Below are 22507 nucleotides of genomic sequence, written 5' to 3' on the forward strand. Positions count from 1 at the left end.
TGACTGCAACACGCAGGCATGTGTGCGTATTCTAGCAGTTTTCTGCTATAAAGTAAGGCGATTTATTAGCAAGTACTTGATTTACAGATGATGTTAAAGCTTGATTGTAACTGGCTTTAGCAAAGAAGCGCTTTTGAACAAACAAACTAATGCTTAAGCGTGATACCGTCATATGTTTCGACGACTAAAGCTGCGAGCCTTTTTACTTAGCAATATCGATGTCTACTCTTGTATTATCTATCTGTTGCAGGTGCTTGTACATCCATGGCGACTTACCATAAAAGGCGCCATTTAATTGCGTTTGTTCAATCAAGTACTCACGAAAGCGTAGATAAAACTCATTGTCTGGAGACTTAGGCTGCTGCCAAAACTGTTCGAGCGGCTTTGAGTCTGTCAACTTGGGCGTATTATAAATAGCACGCCCCATTACTTTGGTTGGTTTTTTGTGGTAAACCGATTGTAGCCCAGTGGTGCTGTTGATCGTTATCATCCCAATACTATGTTTCATGAGGGTTGGCAAGTGCATATCACAACCATAAAACACTCTTGACTCAACTTGGTAGCGCGATGCTAAGCTTGCCACCAACTCACGATAATCTCGATGACCGCGATCTAGAGGGTGATGTTTAAAGACCAATTTGTGGCTAGTATCTGCATGCTCGGAGAAGCTGGCTATAATCTCATCAATGAATTGTACAACATCACGGTAACCACTATGATGGGTGATTTGTGAGTCATTATGCACTTGCAAGCTAACCAAAAAGTAATTGTTATCTGCTTGAGTAGTGAGATGTTTCTGTAGTTTTTTATCTGGTAAGTAACCACGTAGCTTTCGCCACGGTGCTTTCAACCATGCTATGGCTTCTTGCCACGCTGTCATTCCACGGTAATGATAATAGTGCGGATAGCGCGACTTGTACAAGCGTGTAGTTACATAATAAACAATAGCAGCAATACTCAATCGATAAAAACGGTTATGTGTATACAAGGGCTTATCGTTGGCTTTTTTGAGCGCTTTAATATCAGCGATACTTAAGCGCGAATTACCATTGATGCCATATTCTTGTAAAGTGATGTAGTCAGGCCGTAGGTAACCTTCTTCAAAGACAAAAAAGGATATGCCTAGTTTCTCACTTAAGCAGGCAGCTTGGGTATGATGCGGTCGGCAGTCGCCAAAACAAACAATCGCGTCTATATCATATTCTACAATAAAATCTTGCAGCCACGATGAGAAGTCCGCGAGCGTTCCCGTATAATCATGAGCACCAGCATGCCGATAAAAAAATGCGTCACCTGCATTAAAATTAATTTTACTAACCTCAATGTTTTGAGTTTCTAAGAATGTAGCAAAGCGGCTAAAAAACCCTCCCATCTTCCCTTGTAACAGCAGGACGTGTCGATGAGTGAGTAATTGATGCATCGAAGCTGCCATAATATTACATACCATTTTTCAAGCGGAATAGGTTATCAAAATAAGCAATCAAAAGAGATACTTATGCATAACGAATCTTTAAATTTGCATAAATTATACCTAAAAAGCGGCTAAATGTCGTGAAGTATTGATAGGAACAAGGTTTGAATCTACAAACGAGGTATTATCTTACGCAGATGCTGCTGCCATTGATGCCTTAGCTGCATAAAACGCGTAGCAGCTCGGCGCTGCAACTGCTTGGATAGCTTTGACAGATTTTGCGAAGTTATCATTGTATCCGTTGATTCACTAGGATTTTGAGTGGTTCCCGTAGATTGTGTGGACGGGTATAAATAATCAATCACCTGCTCTACTTGAGCCAACCCATAACCGTCAGGCAGGCGATATAATGGATAGCGTATCAGTGCACAATGGAGCAATTGCTCAAGCGATAATGCTGTGTCTCGCGTGCGTCTTTGTAGATACTCAGCTTTTGGTGATTGATTTGCATCAATATCAGTCGTCAAGCCCCAACCTGCATAAAATGGCAAGCCATAACAAGTCACTTTTAAACCCCGCAGTAAGGCCTCAAAACCCGTTAGCGAACTAATCGTATGCACCGCATCGACGCATGCTAAACAATCGGGCATCGCCGTATCATAAGCGACCGCTTGTACCTGCTGTAAGCACCCTGCTTCGACTTTGCCAGCTCGTAGTCCAGCTTCAACATCTGGATGGGGTTTATAAATAAGATAAGCATTTGGGTTGTCTCGTCTTACACGTTCAATCAAACCTCGATTGGTCTTAATCTCTGAACCGCAATACTGCACCGATAAATCATCTTCTACTTGCCCAACGATGAGTAAACGCGGCTTGCCCGATCGCTTTGCATCCTGCATCCATTGCATTTTTGCACTGATAGCGCCTTGCTTATTATCAGAACTAACTTCAGCACCGACATTGTACTTACTCACTCGCTGAGTCAGTAGCTTGTCTCGCAGCACTTTTACTCGCACACTTTGCTTTGATGTTAAATCCTCGCAGCTACGTAATAATGTCTCTAAGTCTGACGGCTGAGTGGCATCATAGTAGATACCTTGCTGGTCTATCATCACCGATAGTGGTGCGAGTAGCGTTGCACCCAAACCGTTTGAGCGGATAAAACCATCTTCCATACAGTGAATGGCTGGTATGTCCGATATCTGCTGCTTTGCAAGTTTACGTTGTAGTTGTTTTTGCACTTGTTGCCGCTTAGCTAAACCCCACACCAATAAGGGCTGCTGATAGTTCACTCGGAAATGATCTGGATGCAGTAAATTTTTTAAGCGCGGCTTGGGTTTGATAAATAATGACGTACGCGGCAAATTAACAAAGGCCTTCACAAAAGGCAGCTTCCAACGGCTGAATTCATATACTGTTAAACCTCCCTCAAGCCGTGCTTGCCAATAGCGATTGGTCTCTAGCCATGCAATCGCCGTTTCAATCTCACAAGCCTGCTTGGTTGCGGGATCTACATAGTGACTATAATCAATATAAGCACTATAAAATAGCGTGTCTAACGTCGCATTAAGAGTAGTGTTAGCGGCGATTGAAGATTGTTTTTTTCGCAAGTTGCGCAGTCGCTGGGCAATTGTCACTCGTTTAGAAGATGGCTTTGAGTGTTTTGATAGTTTGGATGACTCTGCAACCGTTGGCAGTGTTGCTGCAAATGCTAGACGACGCTGTTTGACGGTTTCAAGCAAATGTTTTGGTGCACCGCTATCATCGGTAAGACCCCAACCACTATACCAATTGACGCCAAAGCAATGCACCGTTTTACCCAGCATTAAGGCTTCAAAACCCATATGTGAGCTGACCGTATAGACATGATTTACTTGCGCAAGCAGTGCAATTGGATTGAGCGCTTGGGTTAATAGTCGAACGTTTTTGGGCAGTTTTAAATCAGTAAGATAGCCTGACTTTGCTGCTGGATGAGCCTTGATCCAAATGTGCGCATCAGGATGGTTACGGCAGGCGGTCTTTAACATCTGCTTAAACTGACGTTTATCCGCACCGGCACCTTTGATGGAGGCATCGCCTGCGACTTGATCAATTAATAGTACGTGCGATTTTGACGAGTGTTCTTTTAGGTGATTGACACTTGCTTCAGCAGCCAGCTTATCCAATGATGGGCAAGACATGACAGCATTATATTTACTCAGTTTCTCTTCACAAATACGTGTCATTAACTGCTGCGCATGTTTTTTGTCGAAAATCTTGCTATCAGAGTTTGAGCATTCTTTGGCACGCGCAACAATTATTTGCTCAAGGCGTGAACTATGGGTCAGATCAAAATAAATACCCACATCATCGACGATCACACTTAGTCCATAACGGCTACTGGTGCCTGAATCTAATGAGCGCAAAAAGCCATCTTCGATACTTAAGGCCGTAAGATTTTGATGATCAGCAGTCTTTTTCGCTCGTCGATAGCTTTTTTTATGACCCCAGCCAATGAAAGCTTCAGGTGTCTCAAAATCTGAACTAAAACGCTGCGTTAATCCTGACCACGGATACCAGCGCTGAATATTTGCTTGCATGATATCTGATAGCAGTAAATTATTATGGAGCATGCCCTTGCCAACCACTGCCAAATGGTTTGGTATCTTGGACTGCAAAGATGACAAAAGGATGTCATCAGAAGTAGACGCAACAGCCACTCTACTTTGACTATCCGTACTTTTTGCCATCTTTAATATCCTTTTTGATTATTTACGACTTAACTTACGTATCTAGCATGGACAGATTAGTTACAAGTCTAAAATAACTTTAGCTGCGACTGCTAACTGATAAACAATCTGTGATATTCCACGTGTGATTTCTACACGTTTGGTTTTGACCTTTGGCAACACCATGATCTCGTCGCCTTGCTGAATGCGATAAGCGGTATTGACCACTTCATTCGCCCCATTTTGATGAATAATCAGAATCTCTTTGGTGTCGGCATTATCACCAAAGCCACCTGAATTGGCAATATAATCGCCAACCGTAAAGTCTGGATTATACGTCAATGCGCCTTGTGCTCGCACCTGACCATTGACGGTAATCACTGAGGTTTGCGCCGGTATTTCAATAACGTCGCCCTGCTGTAAAATGATGTCCTGCCAAGAATTTGGTACGACCACTATTTGACCATCAGGGTTTACATTACGCGCTTTCGCCACGAACTGTTTAACCAAATTGGCGTCATCTTGGCGTAATGCTGCCTCTTCGCGCGTCGTTGATTGAGTCGCAAGCGTTAACTCTTCCAAGCGATCAAGCGACTCATTAATCATGCGTTTTTGCTGCTCAGCCACTGACTCACGGTAAATAGTCAAATGAGTGAGCTTGGCTAATGGGCTTGGTTGTAATTGCGGTACAATGTCTTTCAAACGCGCACCATAGGGTACGACCATAGCGCCATTACCTGTATGTGCACCTTTAACTTGTACCGCGATAGTGCCTGCATAGCGGTCTGAGGTGACAACCATCTGGTCGCCATTATACACAGGAACGTTTTGTGCCTCGGCAAGCGAATAGTACTCTGCAGTTTGCGCGCGCCCTGCACTACGAGTGATACTTACGTTGGTTGCATTGGCGGCTGGATTGGCAACCTGTAATACATCTCCAATCGTCAAGTCGCTCACATCAAACTCGAAAGTATATTCGTTCTGAACTTGCCCGCCGACTGCAAAGGTTTTTTTCTGCGGAGCGACAGTGATCACATCGCCATCACGGAAAGAAAAAGGCTGCAATTTACCTGCTAATAAAAAGTCATATAAGTTGACTTGCTGTAGCAGTTGACCATTACGTTTTATTTGAATATCGATATAACTACCGCGAGTTGGATCAACGCCGCCTGCCCGATCTAGATACGACAGTACAGAGTCTGCGGCAAGACCGCCATAATAACCTGGTTGCTTGACAAAACCAGTGACAAACACCTTAACGGGCTGCGCCTGCTCTAATGAGGCGTACACGCCAACGTTTGAGCGATAAATTCGGCTAACAGCACTTTTGACCACGTTTTGTAGATTGCCGTTCTGTACACCAGAGACACGAACTGGACCGACGTTAGGCAAGAAAATATTACCCTGCGGGTCGACGGTCATAGTCGAAGCAAACTGATAAGCACCCCACATACGTACCTGCACGTTATCACCAGGATTGATGATGTAGCTGTCATTGAAGGTGGAACCAGAAGTGGTAGAAAATGCCCCGCGAAATAGTTGCTCACCGAACATCAGATCTTGAGTGTTAATATCTTGGTAAGGACGCGTGGTATTAATCACCGATTGACTTGGCAAACTTGCCGCATTCACAGCCTCTTGCGTCGTGGCCTGTCCAGGCACGCCGCCTGCAAATGCTTGCGTCGAGACATTGATATTACTTCGGTTCTGATTCTGACTACTATTGGCACTGGTACCAAAACTCGACCCTGCTATCTGATCAGCGTAGCTGGTTGCTGCTAACGCTGAGATACTAGTCGCAGCCATCGTCAAACTGATCACTTTGATCATCGTCACGAGCGGACGTGGTTTCATGTTCATGAGCGGTATTCCTTTGCTGATCTGTCGATCATTGCTGATATCTGGGGTATTAGAACTAGCTACGATGGTCACGTATCACAGCCATGACCAAACGTACAAAACCATAAAGCATCAAGAGTAGCGCCAAAGACGTCCAAATAATATAAGCACGACGCGGATACAATGCCTCTTCCGCCTCATAAGGCGTTGAGATGACAATCAGGTTTTTCATCTTTTTAAAGGCTTCTAAGCGTGCCTTTTCAAGCGATGATAGTGATAGTTTGTATAACTCGGTAGCAAAATCGACATCCGCTTTAATCGTTTCAAACTGCACGGCTTGACGGTTAAGCTTGGTGGTGTTCGGTGAGGTCAGTTTGGTTTGCTCTTGGCGAATTTGCTCTTCAACCGCTTTTATCTGGCTTCTTAACGACACCACTTGTGGCGCATCAGGATTCAAATAGCTGAGCAGTTGGCGCTCTTCAGTACGCAGTGAGCTTAATTGTGCCTGTAAGCTGCCAATCAGTTGGTTCACTATCTGCGCATTGGCTTGCGGATCATAAATCTCATTGGTGTTTTGATAAGTAAGCAGCTGCTCTTTCGCTTCGTTTAAGCGATCTTGCGATTCATCTAGCTGAGTCTCAGCGAACACCAACTGATCGCGAGCAACCTCTTGCGAGATACGGTTCACAAACTGCTCAGACTCACCTAAGATGGCTTTATTAAGCTCAAAAGCATAAGCGGAGTCAAAGGCTTCTGTTGAGACCGATAAAATATAGCTTTGCTCATCAAGATTAATATGCACCCGCTTTTTGAAGTACTCAAGCAGTTCTTCTTGTGAAGCTTCTGGATCTATCTCGTTAATAGGGTCTGAGCCATCAACATGATAAGCCTCACGAAACTTGAATTTATTATCAAGACGTTTGACCATATCATTAGACAAGATATATTCTGTCAGATAGGTCGCATCTTCTTTACTGGTACTATTTACACCCAATAGAGCCGATAGACCACCACCAGCTGGCACGCCCGACTCACTAACTTGTTTCACCACCACTTCAGCGGTTGATATAAAGCGTGGATGTGCAAGTGTCATCACATAAAAGATCACCAGCACCCAAGGGAGGATCACCAAGCCGATAAACAGCGAGAAGTTAATGATCTTATTTTTTTGCTTTGTGGACATGCTCTTCATATACTTCAATCGCTTCTTTTGTATCGTTAAACACATGTGCTGTTTGATCCATTAACACAATACCAATATCGCAGTTACGCTTAATGTCACCAATATTATGCGACACTATCAAAAACCCTGCTTGCTCACGGCGAGCCGCAAGAATCGCTTCACTGCGCTTTCGGAATGCAGCATCACCCACAGCGCCAGCCTCATCAAGCATATAATAATCAAAATCAAACGCTAAACTTAAACCAAAGGTTAAGCGTGCCTTCATACCTGATGAGTAGCTTTTAACCGGCATGTCAAAGTAATTGCCAATATCAGCAAACTCTTCAACAAAGCGAATCTTTTCGTCAATGTAAGGACCGCTAGAGTAAAGACGACAAACAAAACGGACGTTTTGGCGACCAGTCAAACTGCCTTGGAAGCCCCCTGCCACGCCTACTGGCCATGATATCGTTGAGTCAGTGATGATCTCACCATGATCTGGCTCATCAAGCCCGCAAATAATACGCAGCAACGTTGATTTACCCGCGCCATTACGGCCGAGCAAACCAACACTTTGTTTATCACCAATGGTCAGGTTTAAATCTTTAAATAGATAATGCCGACCTTGCTTGGTCATAAATGATTTAGAAATATTTCTAATTTCAATCAATTACTTACCTTTGTTATATCTTATACGATTAAACCTAACGAGAGCGAATCATGTCGCGCTCAGCTTATTTATAGAGCAATAACCCGAAAAAATTTACCGCGAACATCCACTTTAAAAAATACCCTATATCTACATGGTAGACGGGATAGTTAGGAGCAAATGCGTGACGTATCAGCTCAATATTATGAATAAATGGGTTATAGAGCAGATAACTAAAGTAAGGCTCAGGAATAATATGGATAGGATAAATAATACCTGAGGTAAAATATAATATAGTAAAAAATATTGTAATTACCTTTGATATTTCACCGCCATAGAATCCAACTACCATCATAATTAATGCAACGCCAAAACTGAATATAAAGAGGGTAGCCCAACAAAATAAGACAATGTGTAGGTTTTCTAAACTGGCATATATATCAAAAAAAGCCAAGCCAAATAGTAATAATATTGAAGTGAAAAAATAAATAACCAGTTCTAAGAAAGAACGCGCAATAATCACATCAATGTGCTTAATTGAGCGATACATTAATAAGCCTTTATTAGCTTCAACTGCTCCCAAAGCTCTTGTTGCTATCTTTTGGAACATCCGGAACGGAACCATGCCAGCGACTAAAAACAATGAAAAATCCATTCCAGGTACTAAGCGCTCACGAATGGCACCAAATATCACAAGGAAAATCAGTACTTGAAAAAGAACTTCTAACGGCGCCCATAGGTAGCCCAAACGATAGCCACCAAAGCGCGTCTGCAGCTCTCGCATCAGCAAAGCATGAAATGCTGCGCCCATGACTTTGAGGCCACTACGGCGCTTAACAGGACGATAAGGAGGGAGCTGTATAGACATAGCGTTACAGGACTTCACTAAAAATAGTCCCTATGATAAGTAAGCGGGACATAAGTTACAACAATTAATCTGTGAGTAAACAGATAAACCTATGATTTAGCAAGAAATGAGTAAGTTTAAGAGGGACAGGCGCGAGTCAGTTTTTAGACCATATCACTATTACACGTTGTCTTTAGCGGTTTTCTTTAGGCAAAAAAAAACCAATCGCAAAGGATTGGGTTTTTAAGTAGTATGAGCTACTACGATATAAATGGTGGCGATGGAGAGACTTGAACTCTCGACCTCACGATTATGAGTCGTGCGCTCTAACCAGCTGAGCTACATCGCCATTTAAGGCTCGGTATAATACCGATACAGGTGACTATCGTCAACCCCTAAACAGCATTATTTCAAAAAAACTTATTATTTTTATCAAAATAACGTCTAACCAACATTCACAGTCTGTAATCAGCGATTAAAAACCGAATGCTTTGATAGCTATTGCTGCTGTCTTTATGCATTAAACTTTAAATACTAAAAAAGGTTTGGTAAACCGATAAGCCGGGTTCTGTCGTGGACGATCATTCCTCTAGGCGTATCATCGCTAATACGCTCAAGCAACCTACCCGCATCGAACGCGGGCCGCGCCATGCCGATGCCTATTTGGTCTTGCTACGCGTGGAGTTTACCGTGCCGTGAAATGTTGCCATCCACGCGGTGCGCTCTTACCGCACCCTTTCACCCTTACCCTGCTTACGCAAGGCGGTCTACTCTCTGCTGCACTGGTCGTCGGGTTACCCCGCCCAGCCGTTAGCTGGCACGCTGCCCTATGTAGCCCGGACTTTCCTCCCCTGCCACTGTTGCCAGTGTGCAGCGGCGATCGCCTAGTCTACCAAGCGGGCTAGTATAGCAAACCTAATACCTGTGTGGAAACTTCTTTTGGGGTTATTTGTATTTTGTGGATGCCTATTACACAGAGTTATTGACCAGTGATACGTTTGTACTTTGCTAATAAGTCACTTTCGGTCTCGATGTGATTGGGATCTTGAGGGATACAATCTATTGGACAAATCACCACGCATTGCGGTTCATCAAAATGTCCAACGCACTCCGTACACAGATCAGGGTCGATAACATAGATATCTTCCCCTTCTGAGATTGCCTCATTGGGGCAGACAGGCTCGCATACGTCACAATTGATGCATTCGTCAGTGATCAACAGTGCCATGATCTGCTCCTTATGATTTGGTTTATTGAGTCGTGTGATTAAGTAGTCTTATTTAATAACACTATTTTATTTAAAAACACTATAGTCCGTTAATCAAAATAGTCCGTCAGCCAAAATGCCACTAACGAATTTTAAATATTTAGTCTTTTATCGAACCCAATTTTTCTGTAAAGGCATGAGCGACACAAGGCGGCACGAATTTGTTGATATCACCGCCAAGCTTGGCAATTTCACGAATCATGGTCGATGAGATAAACGAGTAATTCTGTGACGGGGTCAAAAATACCGCCTCAAAATTTTCATCGAGCTCACGGTTCATATTAGCCAGTTGAAACTCATACTCAAAATCCGACATCGCACGCAGACCGCGTAATACCGCAGTGGCGTTTTTTTCGCGCATAAAGTCCACTAACAGACCTTCAAAGCCAATTACTGATACTTGCGGTAAATCAGCAAATACTGATTTAACTAAGCCGACGCGCTCATCAAAATCAAATAAAGGCTTTTTATGATGGCCTGAGGCCACCGCAATCACTACTTCATCAAACAGCTTTACCGCGCGTTTGACTAAATCGATATGGCCATTAGTGATTGGATCAAAGGTACCAGGATATAAAATCTTGGTATGTAACTTTGAGGATTTGGAGGTATTGGCTGGGTTCATGTCAAGGCTAATATAATCGGTGGTATTGCTGCATATGCTAGCAAATTTTGCTCGAACTTAACACTTATCTGCTACATTTGTTATAACACCCAATTTACATTTGCGCTGCATGCTTTGCTACAATACTCGGTTCGACTCATCTCGTACTTAAGATGAGGAACCAGTCAGACGAGGACAGACATTATGTCAAAGAGATCAAAAAAACCTGACAATCAAATCTGTGCCAACAAAAAGGCTCGTCACGAGTACTTTATTGAAGAGACTTTTGAGGCAGGATTGTCACTGCAAGGTTGGGAAGTAAAAGCCATTCGTGCAGGTAAAATGTCGATTACCGAAGCGTATATCATATTCCGTAATGGTGAGGCATTCTTATTTGGGGCACATATTCAGCCGCTGTTATCGAGCTCGACCCATGTCAGCCCTGATAGTATTCGTACCCGCAAGCTGCTACTCAATCGCCGCGAAATCGATAAGCTGTATGGCGCAGTCAACCAAAAAGGCTATGCCTGCGTACCGCTGTCTTGCTATTGGAAACGTTCGATGGTGAAGTGTCAGATTGCGCTGGCTGTCGGTAAAAAACAACACGATAAACGCAAAACCCTAAAAGATCGTGATTGGGAACGTGATAAGCAGCGCGGCTTTAAGCAGCATTTAGACTAAAACCAATTAGATGAAAACTAAGCCGTTAAATCTAATAGCCTGCAACTAAAACGGACGATTCAATCTAGGTTGAGTCGTCCGTTTTTTTATTATAAACACTTCTTAAGAGGCTTTTCTGACCGCGTTTGGTGTAGATATGGATATTTCTAGCCCGTTATAGTTAATCCTAAATAAAAGAATAACGCCTACTAACGCGTGCGACTGGTATAAACACTAGCAGATTATCTTACGCTATCAATAACTTATCGCTACCTGAGGGCAATTCATGTTAAGATGAGCGGTTTTTGAAGATATGGGAAAACTCCTATATTTATCTTTAAAAAGCCCTAACGATTTACAGCCACATTCTTAGCTAATAGGTCCGCCCATGTCTGCCGATACCATCGCTCATACCGCCTTTAAACAAGGTACCAAACCACTTTACGACTATGATAAACATTGGGCGAGCTGCTACGAGCCAGCGCCTTATCTGCCCATGAGCCGTAAAGAAATGGACGATTTGGGCTGGGATGCTTGTGATGTCATCATCATTTCAGGTGATGCTTATGTCGATCACCCAAGCTTCGGTATGGCGATTATCGGGCGTCTATTAGAGTCGCAAGGCTTTCGCGTCGGTATCATTGCGCAGCCAGATTGGAAGAGTAAAGACGCTTTTATGGAGCTTGGCAAACCTGTTTATGCTTATGGCGTGACCGCTGGCAACATGGACAGTATGATCAACCGCTACACTGCTGATCGCAAGATTCGTAGTGATGATGCTTACTCTCCGGGTAATGTCGCCAACAAACGCCCTGACCGCGCCGCTATCGTCTATAGTCAGCGCCGCCGCGAAGCCTATCCAGATGTACCAATTATCCTAGGCGGTATCGAAGGCAGTCTACGCCGTATCGCTCATTATGATTATTGGTCAGACAAAGTTCGCCGCAGTATCCTTCTTGACTCTCGTGCTGACGTTTTATTATATGGTAATGCTGAGCGTGCCATCGTCGATGTGGTACATGGATTGTCAAAAGGCTACACTTTTGAGCAAATGAGTAAGTTACGTGGTACCGCATATTTGCTGTCACCTAGCCGTCGCCATTGGCAAGCAGACATGATCGAAGTCGCCAGTAATGATGTTGATACTGTCGGCCGTGTCGATCCTATTATCAACCCTTATGTGATGACCGAAGACGTCGATAGCTGCAAGATTGAACAAGAAAAGCCCAGCGACTCCCCCGTTGGTCAAGCGATGACAGGAATGTCAGCCCAGTATCAGGGTTTTGTCGCCGAGCCCGTCACTAATAAAGTTATCAATGCTGATCAAGTTGATACTGATACACAAGTGGTGCAAATGCGCGGTTTTGATACGCCAAATATCGAAGACACTGTAAAAGAGAGACCTAAGACCGCGCGCAAATATAAACTAAAGCTGCCAGCCCGTGAACAAACTGTCATTCGACTACCTGATTACGAGCAGGTCAAATCTGACCCTGTGCTTTATGCGCACGCTAGCCGTATCCTGCATCTTGAGACCAACCCCGGTAACGCTCGTGCGCTCGTACAGCGTCATGGTAGCGGTGCGGGTAACTCGCATACTGCTATCGATGTGTGGCTCAACCCACCACCGATTCCGCTCTCAACCGAAGAGATGGACTATGTGTTTGACTTGCCTTATGCACGCTTGCCACACCCAAGCTACGGCGATGCGCGCATTCCTGCATATGACATGATTAAGTTTTCGGTCAATATCATGCGCGGCTGCTTTGGCGGCTGTACCTTCTGCTCTATCACCGAGCACGAAGGGCGCATTATCCAAAACCGTTCTGAAGAGTCTATCTTGCGCGAAGTAGAAGCCATCCGCGATACCGCACCGAACTTTACTGGCGTGATATCTGATCTTGGTGGCCCAACCGCCAATATGTATCGTCTCAACTGTAAAGATGAGACCATTGAAAAGAATTGCCGTAAGCCATCATGCGTCTATCCTGATGTCTGTGAAAACCTCATTACCGATCACAGCAACTTGACTCAGCTCTACCGTAAAGCACGTGATATCAAAGGGGTCAAAAAAATCCTGATTGCTTCTGGTCTGCGTTACGACTTAGCGATTAAAGACCCTGAATACGTCAAAGAACTGGTCAGCCATCATGTCGGCGGTTACCTAAAGATTGCTCCTGAACATTCAGAAGAAGGCGTGCTGTCGAAGATGATGAAGCCTGGCATGGGCAACTATGACGCTTTTAAAGCCATGTTTGAACAATACAGCCAAGAAGCCGGCAAAGAGCAGTACCTTATCCCTTACTTTATCGCCGCGCATCCGGGCACGAAAGATGAAGATATGATGAACCTTGCGCTTTGGCTAAAACGCAATGGCTACCGCGCTGACCAAGTACAGGCGTTTTATCCTAGCCCGATGGCGACCGCAACCACCATGTACCACACTCATAAAGACCCGCTACATAAGGTCAGCCGCAGTGAAGGTGATATGGATATCGTCAAATCTGGCAAGCAGCGCAAACTGCACAAAGCTTTCTTACGTTTTCATGATCCCAAGAACTGGGTATTATTGCGTAAAGCATTGCAAGATATGGGACGCAGTGACTTGATTGGCAAAAACCGTGGCTGCTTAATCCCGCCATATAATGCGCATTTAGAAGGACGTGATGCCGCGCAGGATAGCTATCAGTCAGCACGTAAAAAGAACAGCCGCCTTGGTAATGACTCAGTGAAGCGTAGTAATACTTCATCTACCAAAGCGAACAAATCTGCGGGTAAAAATACCAAAAAGAGAGTGAGCAAAGGTAACTTCCAGACTCAGCATACTGGTCTACCACCACGCAAAACCAAGTAACCAAACTTACTCATCAGAGTAGAAACAAACCTATAAAAAGCGCGCATCGGCCATCAGTCGATGCGCGCTTTTTTTGTTTAGCCAATCTATTAGCTGAACTGATCTAACGTCTAAGGTAGAAGTAATAGACAAGATTAAAATTACATTGGTCGGTTTTTAAGTAACCAAGCTAACAGGTAACAAACAATTTCTAACATTGACCAGCCGTCATTTTGGTTATTATATCGTCAGATGCTTAGCGCATCGTCAAAAACAATTAAAGGTGTAATGGACAAAATTCATGCTGGTGTAGGGTCTAACGCTATATACTGTCTATATTTGCAAGGAATCAACGCTATGAATCAAAAAACTGCCCTTTTTGTAGTAATAAACACACTAAAAAGAATGGACGCAAACTAGGCAAACAACAGTACCAATGCCTATCTTGCAAACGGCAGTTTTTAGGGGGCACAAGACTCAATAACCAAATGCTTTGGACTGAATATACGCAAGGGAAACAGACGTATAAACAACTGGCTGACAAGTACCACTGTAGTCTTAAAACCATTCAAAGACGCTTAGACAAAGTGAGTATTGAGTACCAAATCAAACGACCTAAGCGTGCTAATATCATCATGGACACGACCTATTTTGGCCGTGGGTTTGGTCTCATGGTATTTATGGACAACGCCACTAGAATGGTTCTCCATTACGCTATAGTCAGTCATGAAACCAATAGTGCCTATAAGCAAGGGGTTGATTACTTAAAGGTGCTAGGCATTGATATACAAAGCATCACCTGTGATGGTAGACGAGGACTTAGAACGCTATTTACCAGTACTCCTTGTCAGATGTGCCAGTTTCATCAGATACAAATAGTGACTCGCTACCTGACTCGTCGCCCTAAGAATATCGCTAGCATTGAGCTTAGGCAGCTTACTTTGACCCTAACACAGCTTGATAAAGCCGCGTTCATAAAGTGCTTAGATCACTGGTACCTGACTCACGAAGCCTATCTCAGTGAACGTAGTACCAATGAGGATACGGGTAGAACTTGGTACACGCATAAGCGTCTTAGAAGTGCTTATCGTAGCCTGCGAACCAACAGTGATTGGTTGTTTACTTATCAAGAATATGAGCACTTAGATATACCAAATACAACCAATACGCTTGAAGGTTTATTTAGTGAGCTCAAGCGGCAATTACACAGTCATCATGGCTTAAATGAGAACCGTAAGTTACGGTTTATTAAAGACTTTTTACTCTCAAAGTCACGCAAATAGCATGAATTATGTCCATTAGCGACTACCTTCTACTTTTTAGCATGAATTTTGTCCATTACACCCAATTAAATAATGATTTTTATACTTTTGGAGACTACTATGAACACCTTAACCAAATTGGCTACTGCATTACCCGCTCTTGCACTACTTAGTGCTTGCGCCACAACTGCCCCCACTGCTCCGAGCACCCCTACTGACACCATGCCAAATTCAGCCTATGACCGTATGGCACCAACGCCTTATACTTGTACTGATGACAGTCAAATCTTGGCAAAACAATCCATCAATAAAAAACAAGCCACGATCACTGCGACTGTGCCTCAGTTAGGTTGGACAGAGCAAGCTGTCATTTTAAATGGCGGCGTAGAAGGTAATACTGCCAGCTATGTAAACGACTCTAACCCAGATATCATCTATGCTTGGCACATGAAAGAAGATCAAGGTATCCTAGCTATGAAATGGGCTAATGGTAAAGAGTACCAAGTAAACTGTCAGATAGGCAGATAATGCTATCGGTTTAGTCATTGATCAATAATGATAACCTATCACTGAGAAGCTTAGCATTACAATAAACAGTCATCCATTGGTGGCTGTTTTTTTTATGCGTGTTCTTTATGAAAGTATCTCGCTGCTTTATAGGGCAACTCCAGAGTATTCGATATTGCCAAAGTTTTTGCTTTTAATTGACGCCACGCCCTAGAGAAGCACAGGGAAAACTGTCAAAATAGCGTTTATCTTATATAACGCACGATTTATGATCGACAGTAAAGAGGACATATCAATGAGCAAGCGCCTGATAAGTACGATAATAATAACGACAGCAAGCATGTGGGCGTTCACAGGCTGTGCGGATGGCTCTGACAAAACCTCTGAAGAAGCTACAACTACCGAACCTGTGTCAGAGTCAGCACAGTCATCGACGACAGCAAAAACAATCGATTGGTCAATAGTAAAAAGCAGTGAATCACCTGCCGACCTCGCTGACTACGACTATCCGTTTGCACTCGATAGCCAAAACGTCCGCGACTATGCTGAGTATTTCAAAGTGGATAATGCTATTGCTCAGCATAATCTAACCGTGAGCATGGCCAGTAACGAAGCACTGTCTAAGGTGCTCGATCAGGTCAGTGACAGCTATACCTCGCATGAGCTGACCGATGGCAAAGATATGAAGCTTATCATTCATACCACACCTGATGTCGCTGCCAGCAGCTATGATTATGTGCTGTCCGATGACTTTGCTAAAGGGCTGGTGCTGCCTATCGTAATTTTGCCCGATGATAAGAAAGATGAGGTTGAGGGGCATGGTGAGTTGGGGGAGAATTAGATAATATTCTGGAAGCTCATCTTGAAATTAATAAGGCATTAGAACTCTATATGATTGAGCCTAAAAGTATCTTTTTTTAAATTAAAGAAAACTTCTATCTTTAGAGTAATATTTTCAATAACTATGTCTAATTGCCTTTGCATTTCTTCGAGACCCATATTACCGCTTAGTCTGTACAATACATCTTCTCGAGTAAATGTTAATGGCATTTTCTTAAGTTGTTTGTCATCTAACAAATAATGTACGAATACATTCCTTAATGAGAGTTGTTTCAATAGCCATTTAGCCTCTTTATTGCCGAAAATACCTTTGAAAAAATAAGCCTCAAGCTCTGAGGGTTGTCCCTTCATAATTATTGATTGTATTTTCTGAAGAGATTTTAAAGCGTGGTAGGTATTAATAAACTTTATTCTAATCAAGGACTCACTAGATTTTGGTAAAAGCTGAGGCATAATAAGTCTTGTGTAATTTGACCTCATTAAGATTAAAATCAGACTCGGTGAGAACCTCTTATCTTTAGTAGAGAAGCTACTACGCTTAAATAACTTATTACTTTTAATATCTATAAGTTGATATTTATTGGGGTTAACCTTAGAGTTTTGACAAGTCACCGACTCATTAAGATTAAAGATATTGAACAATGTTTGTAAATACCTACCAACTATCTCGCCTATATTATAGCCATATTCTCTTTCAGGTAAATCAGATATACCTAGCTCAAAAAGAGTAGAGTGAGTAGTTGTTATAAAATGTCCTCTATATTTAGTTAAGCCAAGGTCAGGCTGAATTAATTTCTTTAATTGAGACAACCATCCTTTATAGTCACTCTGAAACCTATCAACTTGACTAGTATTTATACCGTCTAAATTTGCTACGCCATCGTTAATATCTTGAGCATATTCAAGTAACTTGGCTCGGTGGCGCATATTTCTCAATTGCTCAATATTTTGTGTTTCAAAAGACAACTTAAACTTTGGATTAATTTTGACTAACGTATCGTAGCTTTCGATCACAAACATTGTTAATTCAGACATTAGCCCATTTATAATCATACCTTGTTCTGGAAGTTTATTTACTTGAACCACTATATCTTTAAAATATACTGCATCTAGTAATAATGCTTTTAAAGCTTGAGACTCGTTAGCTAAGTATGCGTTATTCAATTTAATACATCACCCCTTTTATAACTGAAAGAACTAATACCAAACCCAAAATATATAGTATCATCCACTTATGACTATACCAATACATAACCTAGAAGACCATGACTTTGGCAAACACTCAAAGACTGAGAGTAACCCCAGAGCCCGCCTACGCCTGCTCATCTTATACCAATATAGTATAGGCAAAGCCACCAACGATATTGCCAAAGACCTCTGCATACATCCTGAAACTGCCAGATGGACATTGAAGCGATATTATGAACGAGGACTTGAAAGTCTCTACGATCGTCATCGTCGAGGTCGTCGCAGCAAATTGGCAGAAGCAGACACAGCCGCTTTTAAAGCCATGATAGTCTCTGAACAAGAAAAGCGCGCTGGCGGTCGTCTAACCGGCAAAGACATTCAGCAATTGGCTAAAGAACACTACAACGCTCACTACACCGTTAACGGTATCTACGAGCTACTCAAGCGTATTGATATGAGTTGGATAAGTGCTCGTAGTCAGCATCCAAAAGCCGACCCACAAGCTCAAGACGCTTTTAAAAAAACTTTATAGCACAGGTTAAGGCGTCACTGCCTACTGATGTGAGCCTAGATCAAGTGGACATCTGGTTTCAAGATGAAACTCGAATAGGACAACAAGGCTCATTGACCAGAGTTTGGCATTACCGCGGTGGGCGACCTCGACTGATCAAGCAGCAACAGTTTCATTCCGCTTATCTGTTTGGTGCCTTTTGTCCAGCGACAAAGAAGGCTGTCGGCTTAGTACTGCCTTTCGTTAATAAACACACCATGTTATTGCATATGCAAGAGATTAGTAAAGCCGTTCCAAAAGGACGTCATGCGGTGGTGGTGATGGACGGCGCATTATGGCATCAACCAAGCTTGAATCAGGCTAATGTCACTATGCTTAAACTACCGCCTTATTCACCTGAGCTTAATCCCTCTGAGAGGGTATGGCAGTACCTTAAGCAAAATGAGCTATCTAATCGTTGTTATGACAGTTATGAGGCTATTGTCGATGCCGCATGCTTGGCTTGGAATAATTTGCTTAAACAGCCACAAAGAATTCGGTCGTTAACTGCTCGTGCTTGGGCGCAACTTTAATTGTTGGGTTTGGTATAATTTTTGCTTGCGAGTAATCTACCAATCTATACTCGAATAAAGCGCCATAGCATGAACAACCACTATAATAGCCTGTTGCGCGAGGGACGAGCGCCGAGTGAGTCTTTAAAGAAAAACGGCTCATGACGGGCATATTTGCCCCCTATTAAAGGAAGCGATGCTGAGGCCATGCTTTTGCGCTTCTGTCTTTTCTTCTAAATAAGACTCACTCTACCGCTCAAACTTAATCCTCTTCCAACATCGCCAAAAACGCTTCCTCATCTACTATCTTCACACCTAAGCTTTCCGCTTTGGTCAATTTAGAACCAGCCTTGTCACCTGCCAACAGTGCGGTAGTTTTTGCTGAAACACTACCAACCACCTTTGCACCAAGCGCTTGCAGCTTAGCTTTGGCTTCATCGCGTGCCATGCTATCGAGTGCGCCCGTAATCACCCACGTTTGCCCATCGAGTGGTTGATCAGCCGATGCGGCTTGCTCGACCTTATCCCAATGCACGCCAGCTTCTCGTAACGCGGTGATGACTTCGGTATTATGCGGTGCGCGGAAGAATTCATGCGCAAGCTCAGCAGTGATCGTGCCGACGTCTGGGGTTTGCAGTAACGCATCGATATCCGCCGCCATCAGGCTATCAAGATCACCAAACTGCTGAGCAAAGTTTTGCGCCGTACCTTCACCTACACCGCGAATACCGAGCGCATAGATGAAGCGTGGCAAGGTGGTCTTTTTACTGGCTTCAATAGCGCTGATGATGTTTTGTACAGACTTTTCACCCAGCTTTTCAAGGGTGATAAGCTCTTCTTGATGGTTATGCAATTGATAAATATCAGCGACCGTTTTGATGAGTCCATGCTCAAAGAAACTGATGAGCCAACGCTCGCCTAAGCCATCGATATCCATCGCTCGACGTGAGACAAAGTGAATGAGCGCCTCGACCTGCTGCGCGGGACAAAACAACCCTCCCGTACAACGCGCCAAGGCTTCACCTTCGGGCAGTAACACAGGAGAGTCGCATACTGGGCAGTTGCTAGGTAAAGTCACTGGCTCGCTATCGGCTGGACGCTGATCATGCCAGACACGGGTGACTTTTGGGATGACGTCACCTGCGCGGTGCACGCTGACCATATCACCTGCGCGCACATCTAAGCGCTGAATCTCGCCAAAGTTATGCAAGGTGACATTGCTGACGGTGACGCCGCCGACTTGTACAGGCTCAAGCTTGCCAACTGGCGTGATTTGTCCGGTACGTCCCACTTGCCACTCGATAGCGTGCAAGCGGGTCATGACGGTTTGGGCAGGGAATTTATAAGCGGTTGCCCAGCGCGGCTCACGAGATAAGTAGCCAAGCTGCTGCTGCAATGCTAAGTTATTGACCTTTATCACCATACCGTCAATTTCAAACGGTAGTTCATCACGCATCTCGATCGCTGACTCATAGTAAGCTTGTGCAGCGCGCGGGTTTTGCACGACCTCAAAGTCACTGACCGTAAAGCCAATCTCTTTTAGCCATTCCAAAGCAGCTGATTGGGTCTCGATTGAGCTGGGCAACCCTTGATTGACTGAATAAGCGTAGAAAGCTAACGGACGACTGGCTGCCACACTTGGGTCTAGCTGACGCAAGCTGCCAGCTGCCGCATTACGAGGATTGGCAAAGGTCTTTTCCTCTTTTTCTACTGCCAAACGGTTGAGACGCTCAAACCCTGCCTTGGGCATCAATACTTCACCGCGTACTTCTAATAGCTCGATATCAGCGGCCTCAGCTAGCCAAAGTGGCAAGTTACGAATGGTTTTGACATTTTGGGTGATGTCCTCACCCGTTTGCCCGTCACCGCGCGTCACCGCTTGGACAAACGCACCCTGCTCATATTTAAGCGAGACGGCGAGACCATCAAGCTTTAGCTCCATCTCATACTCAGCATTGCGCTGAGCCTCACTCAGACGGTCGTTGACGCGGCGCATAAAGCTGCGCATACCATCATAGTCGAACACATTACCCAGCGACAACATCGGTACATCATGAGTGACTTGGGTAAAGGCAGATAGCGGCACATCACCGACTTGATTGATCGGGCTGTCTGACTGTATCAGGTCTGGAGACGCTTCTTCGAGCTCTAACAGTGAACGACGCAATTGATCGTATTCACTGTCTTCTAGGATAGGGTTGTCGAGCACATAATAGGCGTAGTTATGCTTTTTAATGGCATCAATAAGCGCTCGCATTTGCACGACAATATCTGTATTGCCATCAGCTGAATTTGGCGTATTGGAAGTCGTTAGTTGAGGGCTTTCTGATTGCGGAGTTTGGTTTTTAGAGTTATTTGGTGAGAGAGAGTCAGTCATAGTTGGCGTCTTTTTTTGCAATTCAAGATGCCGATATGATAACAAGTTTGCAGGTTGCTCGGATATAATTTTGCAGCAAATTAGGACAATTGAAAAAGGCAAATAACGTAAACAGATGACGTTATTTGCCTTTGACAGTATTTAGCTATGATAATGAGATGATAGGGAGTGACAGTTTTTATAACTGATAACATTAAGATAGTGTTTTTAAAATTTATTGCAGTTAGATACCATAATCGCGAACTTGATTGCGCAGCTGCTGCTTATACTCAGGCGTGATCGGCTCATTACTTTCATCAAGTATCATCGCATTTAGGTCATCAGCCATCATGTAAGCAATGCTCATCATACTATCGAAACTGCGCAGCGCTTGTGGGTGCGGCAGTGATAAAAAAACCACCACACCGTCATAAGTGTTGGTCGCTACGTTATGTGGATCAAAAGGTGCGATACCGCTATCCGTGATGCCCATCATACTAAACCACAGCATACCCGTGCCGTCTTTTTGTTCATAGCGATGGAACATATTCATCGCCCCAAAGCGCAGACCATATTTATCAATTAACGTGAGCAAGTCACGACCTCGAATAACCATTGGCGGACGGTCACGATACTGATGCGGCAAGATGGTGATATTGATGTTGTCTTTGGCATTAATGAGTGGACCGTTTTGCGCTTGGTCAACTGGCTCTAGCAGATGTTGGTCAAGTATCGGGCTATTATCGTCGAAGCTTGGCTCCTCTGCCGTATCAATGACTGGCATCAAGCTGTCAGTGGCGGACATAAGGCTAGAAAACGCATCAGGCTCTTGCTCACTATCAGTCTGTAGTTGGCTAGCCACTTCTACAAACTCAGCATCGTCTTCACGACGTTGCTCAGCCTGCCAGCGTACATAATCCTCATCATCTACGTGCTCATTGGCGTGATTCATATCGCCGCGACCTTGCGTCAATTGTGCATCGACATTGGTATGAGCCTCGGTGACTGGCTCACCTTCGATGACCGCATTCAGATAGTCGCGGTTGGGAGCTATGGTCGTCTCGCCAGCGACTGTATCTTCTAGATCTGGTTGATCGACGATATTGCGCTCATGGCGCGGTATGATTGGAATGCCGTTTTTATCATAATTGACCACCAAAGGCTCAGGGCTATTGCGACGCTTAAAGCTGCGAATGACCATAAACAGGCCTGCAAGCACAATAAAGGCAGCAATGGCAATCAATACAAACTGAATAGCGGTCATGAGAAACACATCCTAATAACTATGATAAAAGGGAATACACAAGAGGTT

At 43.9% G+C, this 22507-nt stretch carries 18 protein-coding genes, 1 tRNA gene and 1 other RNA gene; 7 read left to right on the top strand and 13 right to left on the bottom strand.

The annotated features are described in order from the left end of the window. Positions 1 to 202 precede the first annotated feature (202 nt). The 10 genes from JMX03_RS12125 to coaD form a co-directional block, all read right to left on the bottom strand. Positions 203 to 1432: a capsule biosynthesis protein gene (locus JMX03_RS12125; protein WP_201597021.1), complete on the bottom strand. Its 1230-nt coding sequence runs from the start codon at positions 1430 to 1432 to the stop codon at positions 203 to 205. Between the two features lie 149 nt (positions 1433 to 1581). Then, positions 1582 to 4140 (bottom strand): capsular polysaccharide biosynthesis protein, encoded by a 2559-nt coding sequence (locus JMX03_RS12130; protein ID WP_201597023.1) that lies wholly within the window; start codon positions 4138 to 4140, stop codon positions 1582 to 1584. Positions 4141 to 4200: 60 nt separating this feature from the next. Further along, positions 4201 to 5979 (bottom strand): polysaccharide biosynthesis/export family protein, encoded by a 1779-nt coding sequence (locus tag JMX03_RS12135; RefSeq protein ID WP_201597025.1) that lies wholly within the window; start codon positions 5977 to 5979, stop codon positions 4201 to 4203. Between the two features lie 55 nt (positions 5980 to 6034). Then, positions 6035 to 7141 carry a capsule biosynthesis protein gene (locus tag JMX03_RS12140; RefSeq protein ID WP_227695708.1) on the bottom strand — a complete coding sequence of 369 codons (1107 nt, stop codon included), beginning with the start codon at positions 7139 to 7141 and terminating at the stop codon, positions 6035 to 6037. Continuing rightward, a complete protein-coding gene (locus tag JMX03_RS12145; RefSeq protein ID WP_201597029.1) occupies positions 7119 to 7790 on the bottom strand; it encodes an ABC transporter ATP-binding protein in 672 nt (223 codons plus the stop codon). Before JMX03_RS12145 ends, JMX03_RS12140 begins: the two co-directional genes overlap by 23 nt. Positions 7791 to 7854: 64 nt before the next feature. Beyond that, positions 7855 to 8580 (bottom strand): ABC transporter permease, encoded by a 726-nt coding sequence (locus JMX03_RS12150; protein ID WP_227695722.1) that lies wholly within the window; start codon positions 8578 to 8580, stop codon positions 7855 to 7857. 308 nt (positions 8581 to 8888) lie between these two features. Continuing rightward, positions 8889 to 8965: transfer RNA gene (locus JMX03_RS12155), tRNA-Met, on the bottom strand. A 192-nt stretch (positions 8966 to 9157) separates the two neighbouring features. Next, positions 9158 to 9512, bottom strand: an RNA gene (rnpB, locus tag JMX03_RS12160) — RNase P RNA component class A. Between the two features lie 83 nt (positions 9513 to 9595). Next, positions 9596 to 9844, bottom strand: a complete 249-nt coding sequence (locus JMX03_RS12165; RefSeq protein WP_201597033.1) for a YfhL family 4Fe-4S dicluster ferredoxin — start codon at positions 9842 to 9844, stop codon at positions 9596 to 9598. 139 nt (positions 9845 to 9983) lie between these two features. Next, positions 9984 to 10508, bottom strand: coding sequence for a pantetheine-phosphate adenylyltransferase (gene coaD / locus JMX03_RS12170; RefSeq protein WP_201597035.1), 525 nt, complete (start codon positions 10506 to 10508; stop codon positions 9984 to 9986). A gap of 183 nt (positions 10509 to 10691) precedes the next feature. Between coaD and smpB the strand changes: the two genes are divergently transcribed. The 5 genes from smpB to JMX03_RS12195 all read left to right on the top strand — a co-directional run bounded on the left by smpB (position 10692) and on the right by JMX03_RS12195 (position 16590). Further along, positions 10692 to 11168, top strand: coding sequence for an SsrA-binding protein SmpB (smpB, locus tag JMX03_RS12175; protein WP_201573844.1), 477 nt, complete (start codon positions 10692 to 10694; stop codon positions 11166 to 11168). 367 nt (positions 11169 to 11535) lie between these two features. Then, a complete protein-coding gene (locus tag JMX03_RS12180; protein WP_201597037.1) occupies positions 11536 to 14001 on the top strand; it encodes a YgiQ family radical SAM protein in 2466 nt (821 codons plus the stop codon). A 314-nt stretch (positions 14002 to 14315) separates the two neighbouring features. Then, a complete protein-coding gene (locus JMX03_RS12185; protein WP_455233748.1) occupies positions 14316 to 15263 on the top strand; it encodes an IS256 family transposase, variant Zn-binding type in 948 nt (315 codons plus the stop codon). A gap of 99 nt (positions 15264 to 15362) precedes the next feature. Beyond that, positions 15363 to 15770 carry a hypothetical protein gene (locus JMX03_RS12190; RefSeq protein ID WP_201597039.1) on the top strand — a complete coding sequence of 136 codons (408 nt, stop codon included), beginning with the start codon at positions 15363 to 15365 and terminating at the stop codon, positions 15768 to 15770. A 319-nt stretch (positions 15771 to 16089) separates the two neighbouring features. After that, positions 16090 to 16590: a hypothetical protein gene (locus tag JMX03_RS12195; protein WP_227695732.1), complete on the top strand. Its 501-nt coding sequence runs from the start codon at positions 16090 to 16092 to the stop codon at positions 16588 to 16590. Positions 16591 to 16628: 38 nt separating this feature from the next. Here the strand turns inward: JMX03_RS12195 and JMX03_RS12200 are convergent, their stop codons facing one another. Beyond that, the gene (locus tag JMX03_RS12200; RefSeq protein WP_201597043.1) at positions 16629 to 17753 is read right to left on the bottom strand and encodes a hypothetical protein; all 1125 of its coding nucleotides are present in this window, start codon (positions 17751 to 17753) and stop codon (positions 16629 to 16631) included. Between the two features lie 70 nt (positions 17754 to 17823). On the opposite strand from JMX03_RS12200, the gene JMX03_RS12205 reads away from it, so the two are divergent. Continuing rightward, positions 17824 to 18309, top strand: a complete 486-nt coding sequence (locus tag JMX03_RS12205; RefSeq protein WP_201597045.1) for a winged helix-turn-helix domain-containing protein — start codon at positions 17824 to 17826, stop codon at positions 18307 to 18309. Between the two features lie 44 nt (positions 18310 to 18353). Beyond that, positions 18354 to 18860 (top strand): IS630 family transposase, encoded by a 507-nt coding sequence (locus JMX03_RS12210; protein WP_192992684.1) that lies wholly within the window; start codon positions 18354 to 18356, stop codon positions 18858 to 18860. A gap of 241 nt (positions 18861 to 19101) precedes the next feature. On the opposite strand, the gene ligA is transcribed toward JMX03_RS12210, so the two are convergent. Both ligA and JMX03_RS12220 read right to left on the bottom strand, forming a co-directional pair. Next, entirely contained in the window at positions 19102 to 21216 is a 2115-nt protein-coding gene (gene ligA / locus JMX03_RS12215) for an NAD-dependent DNA ligase LigA (protein ID WP_201597047.1), read from the bottom strand. A gap of 223 nt (positions 21217 to 21439) precedes the next feature. Beyond that, positions 21440 to 22459: a cell division protein ZipA gene (locus JMX03_RS12220; RefSeq protein WP_201597049.1), complete on the bottom strand. Its 1020-nt coding sequence runs from the start codon at positions 22457 to 22459 to the stop codon at positions 21440 to 21442. Positions 22460 to 22507: the final 48 nt, after the last annotated feature.

Source organism: Psychrobacter fulvigenes (assembly GCF_904846155.1).
Classification (GTDB): Bacteria; Pseudomonadota; Gammaproteobacteria; order Pseudomonadales; family Moraxellaceae; genus Psychrobacter; species Psychrobacter fulvigenes.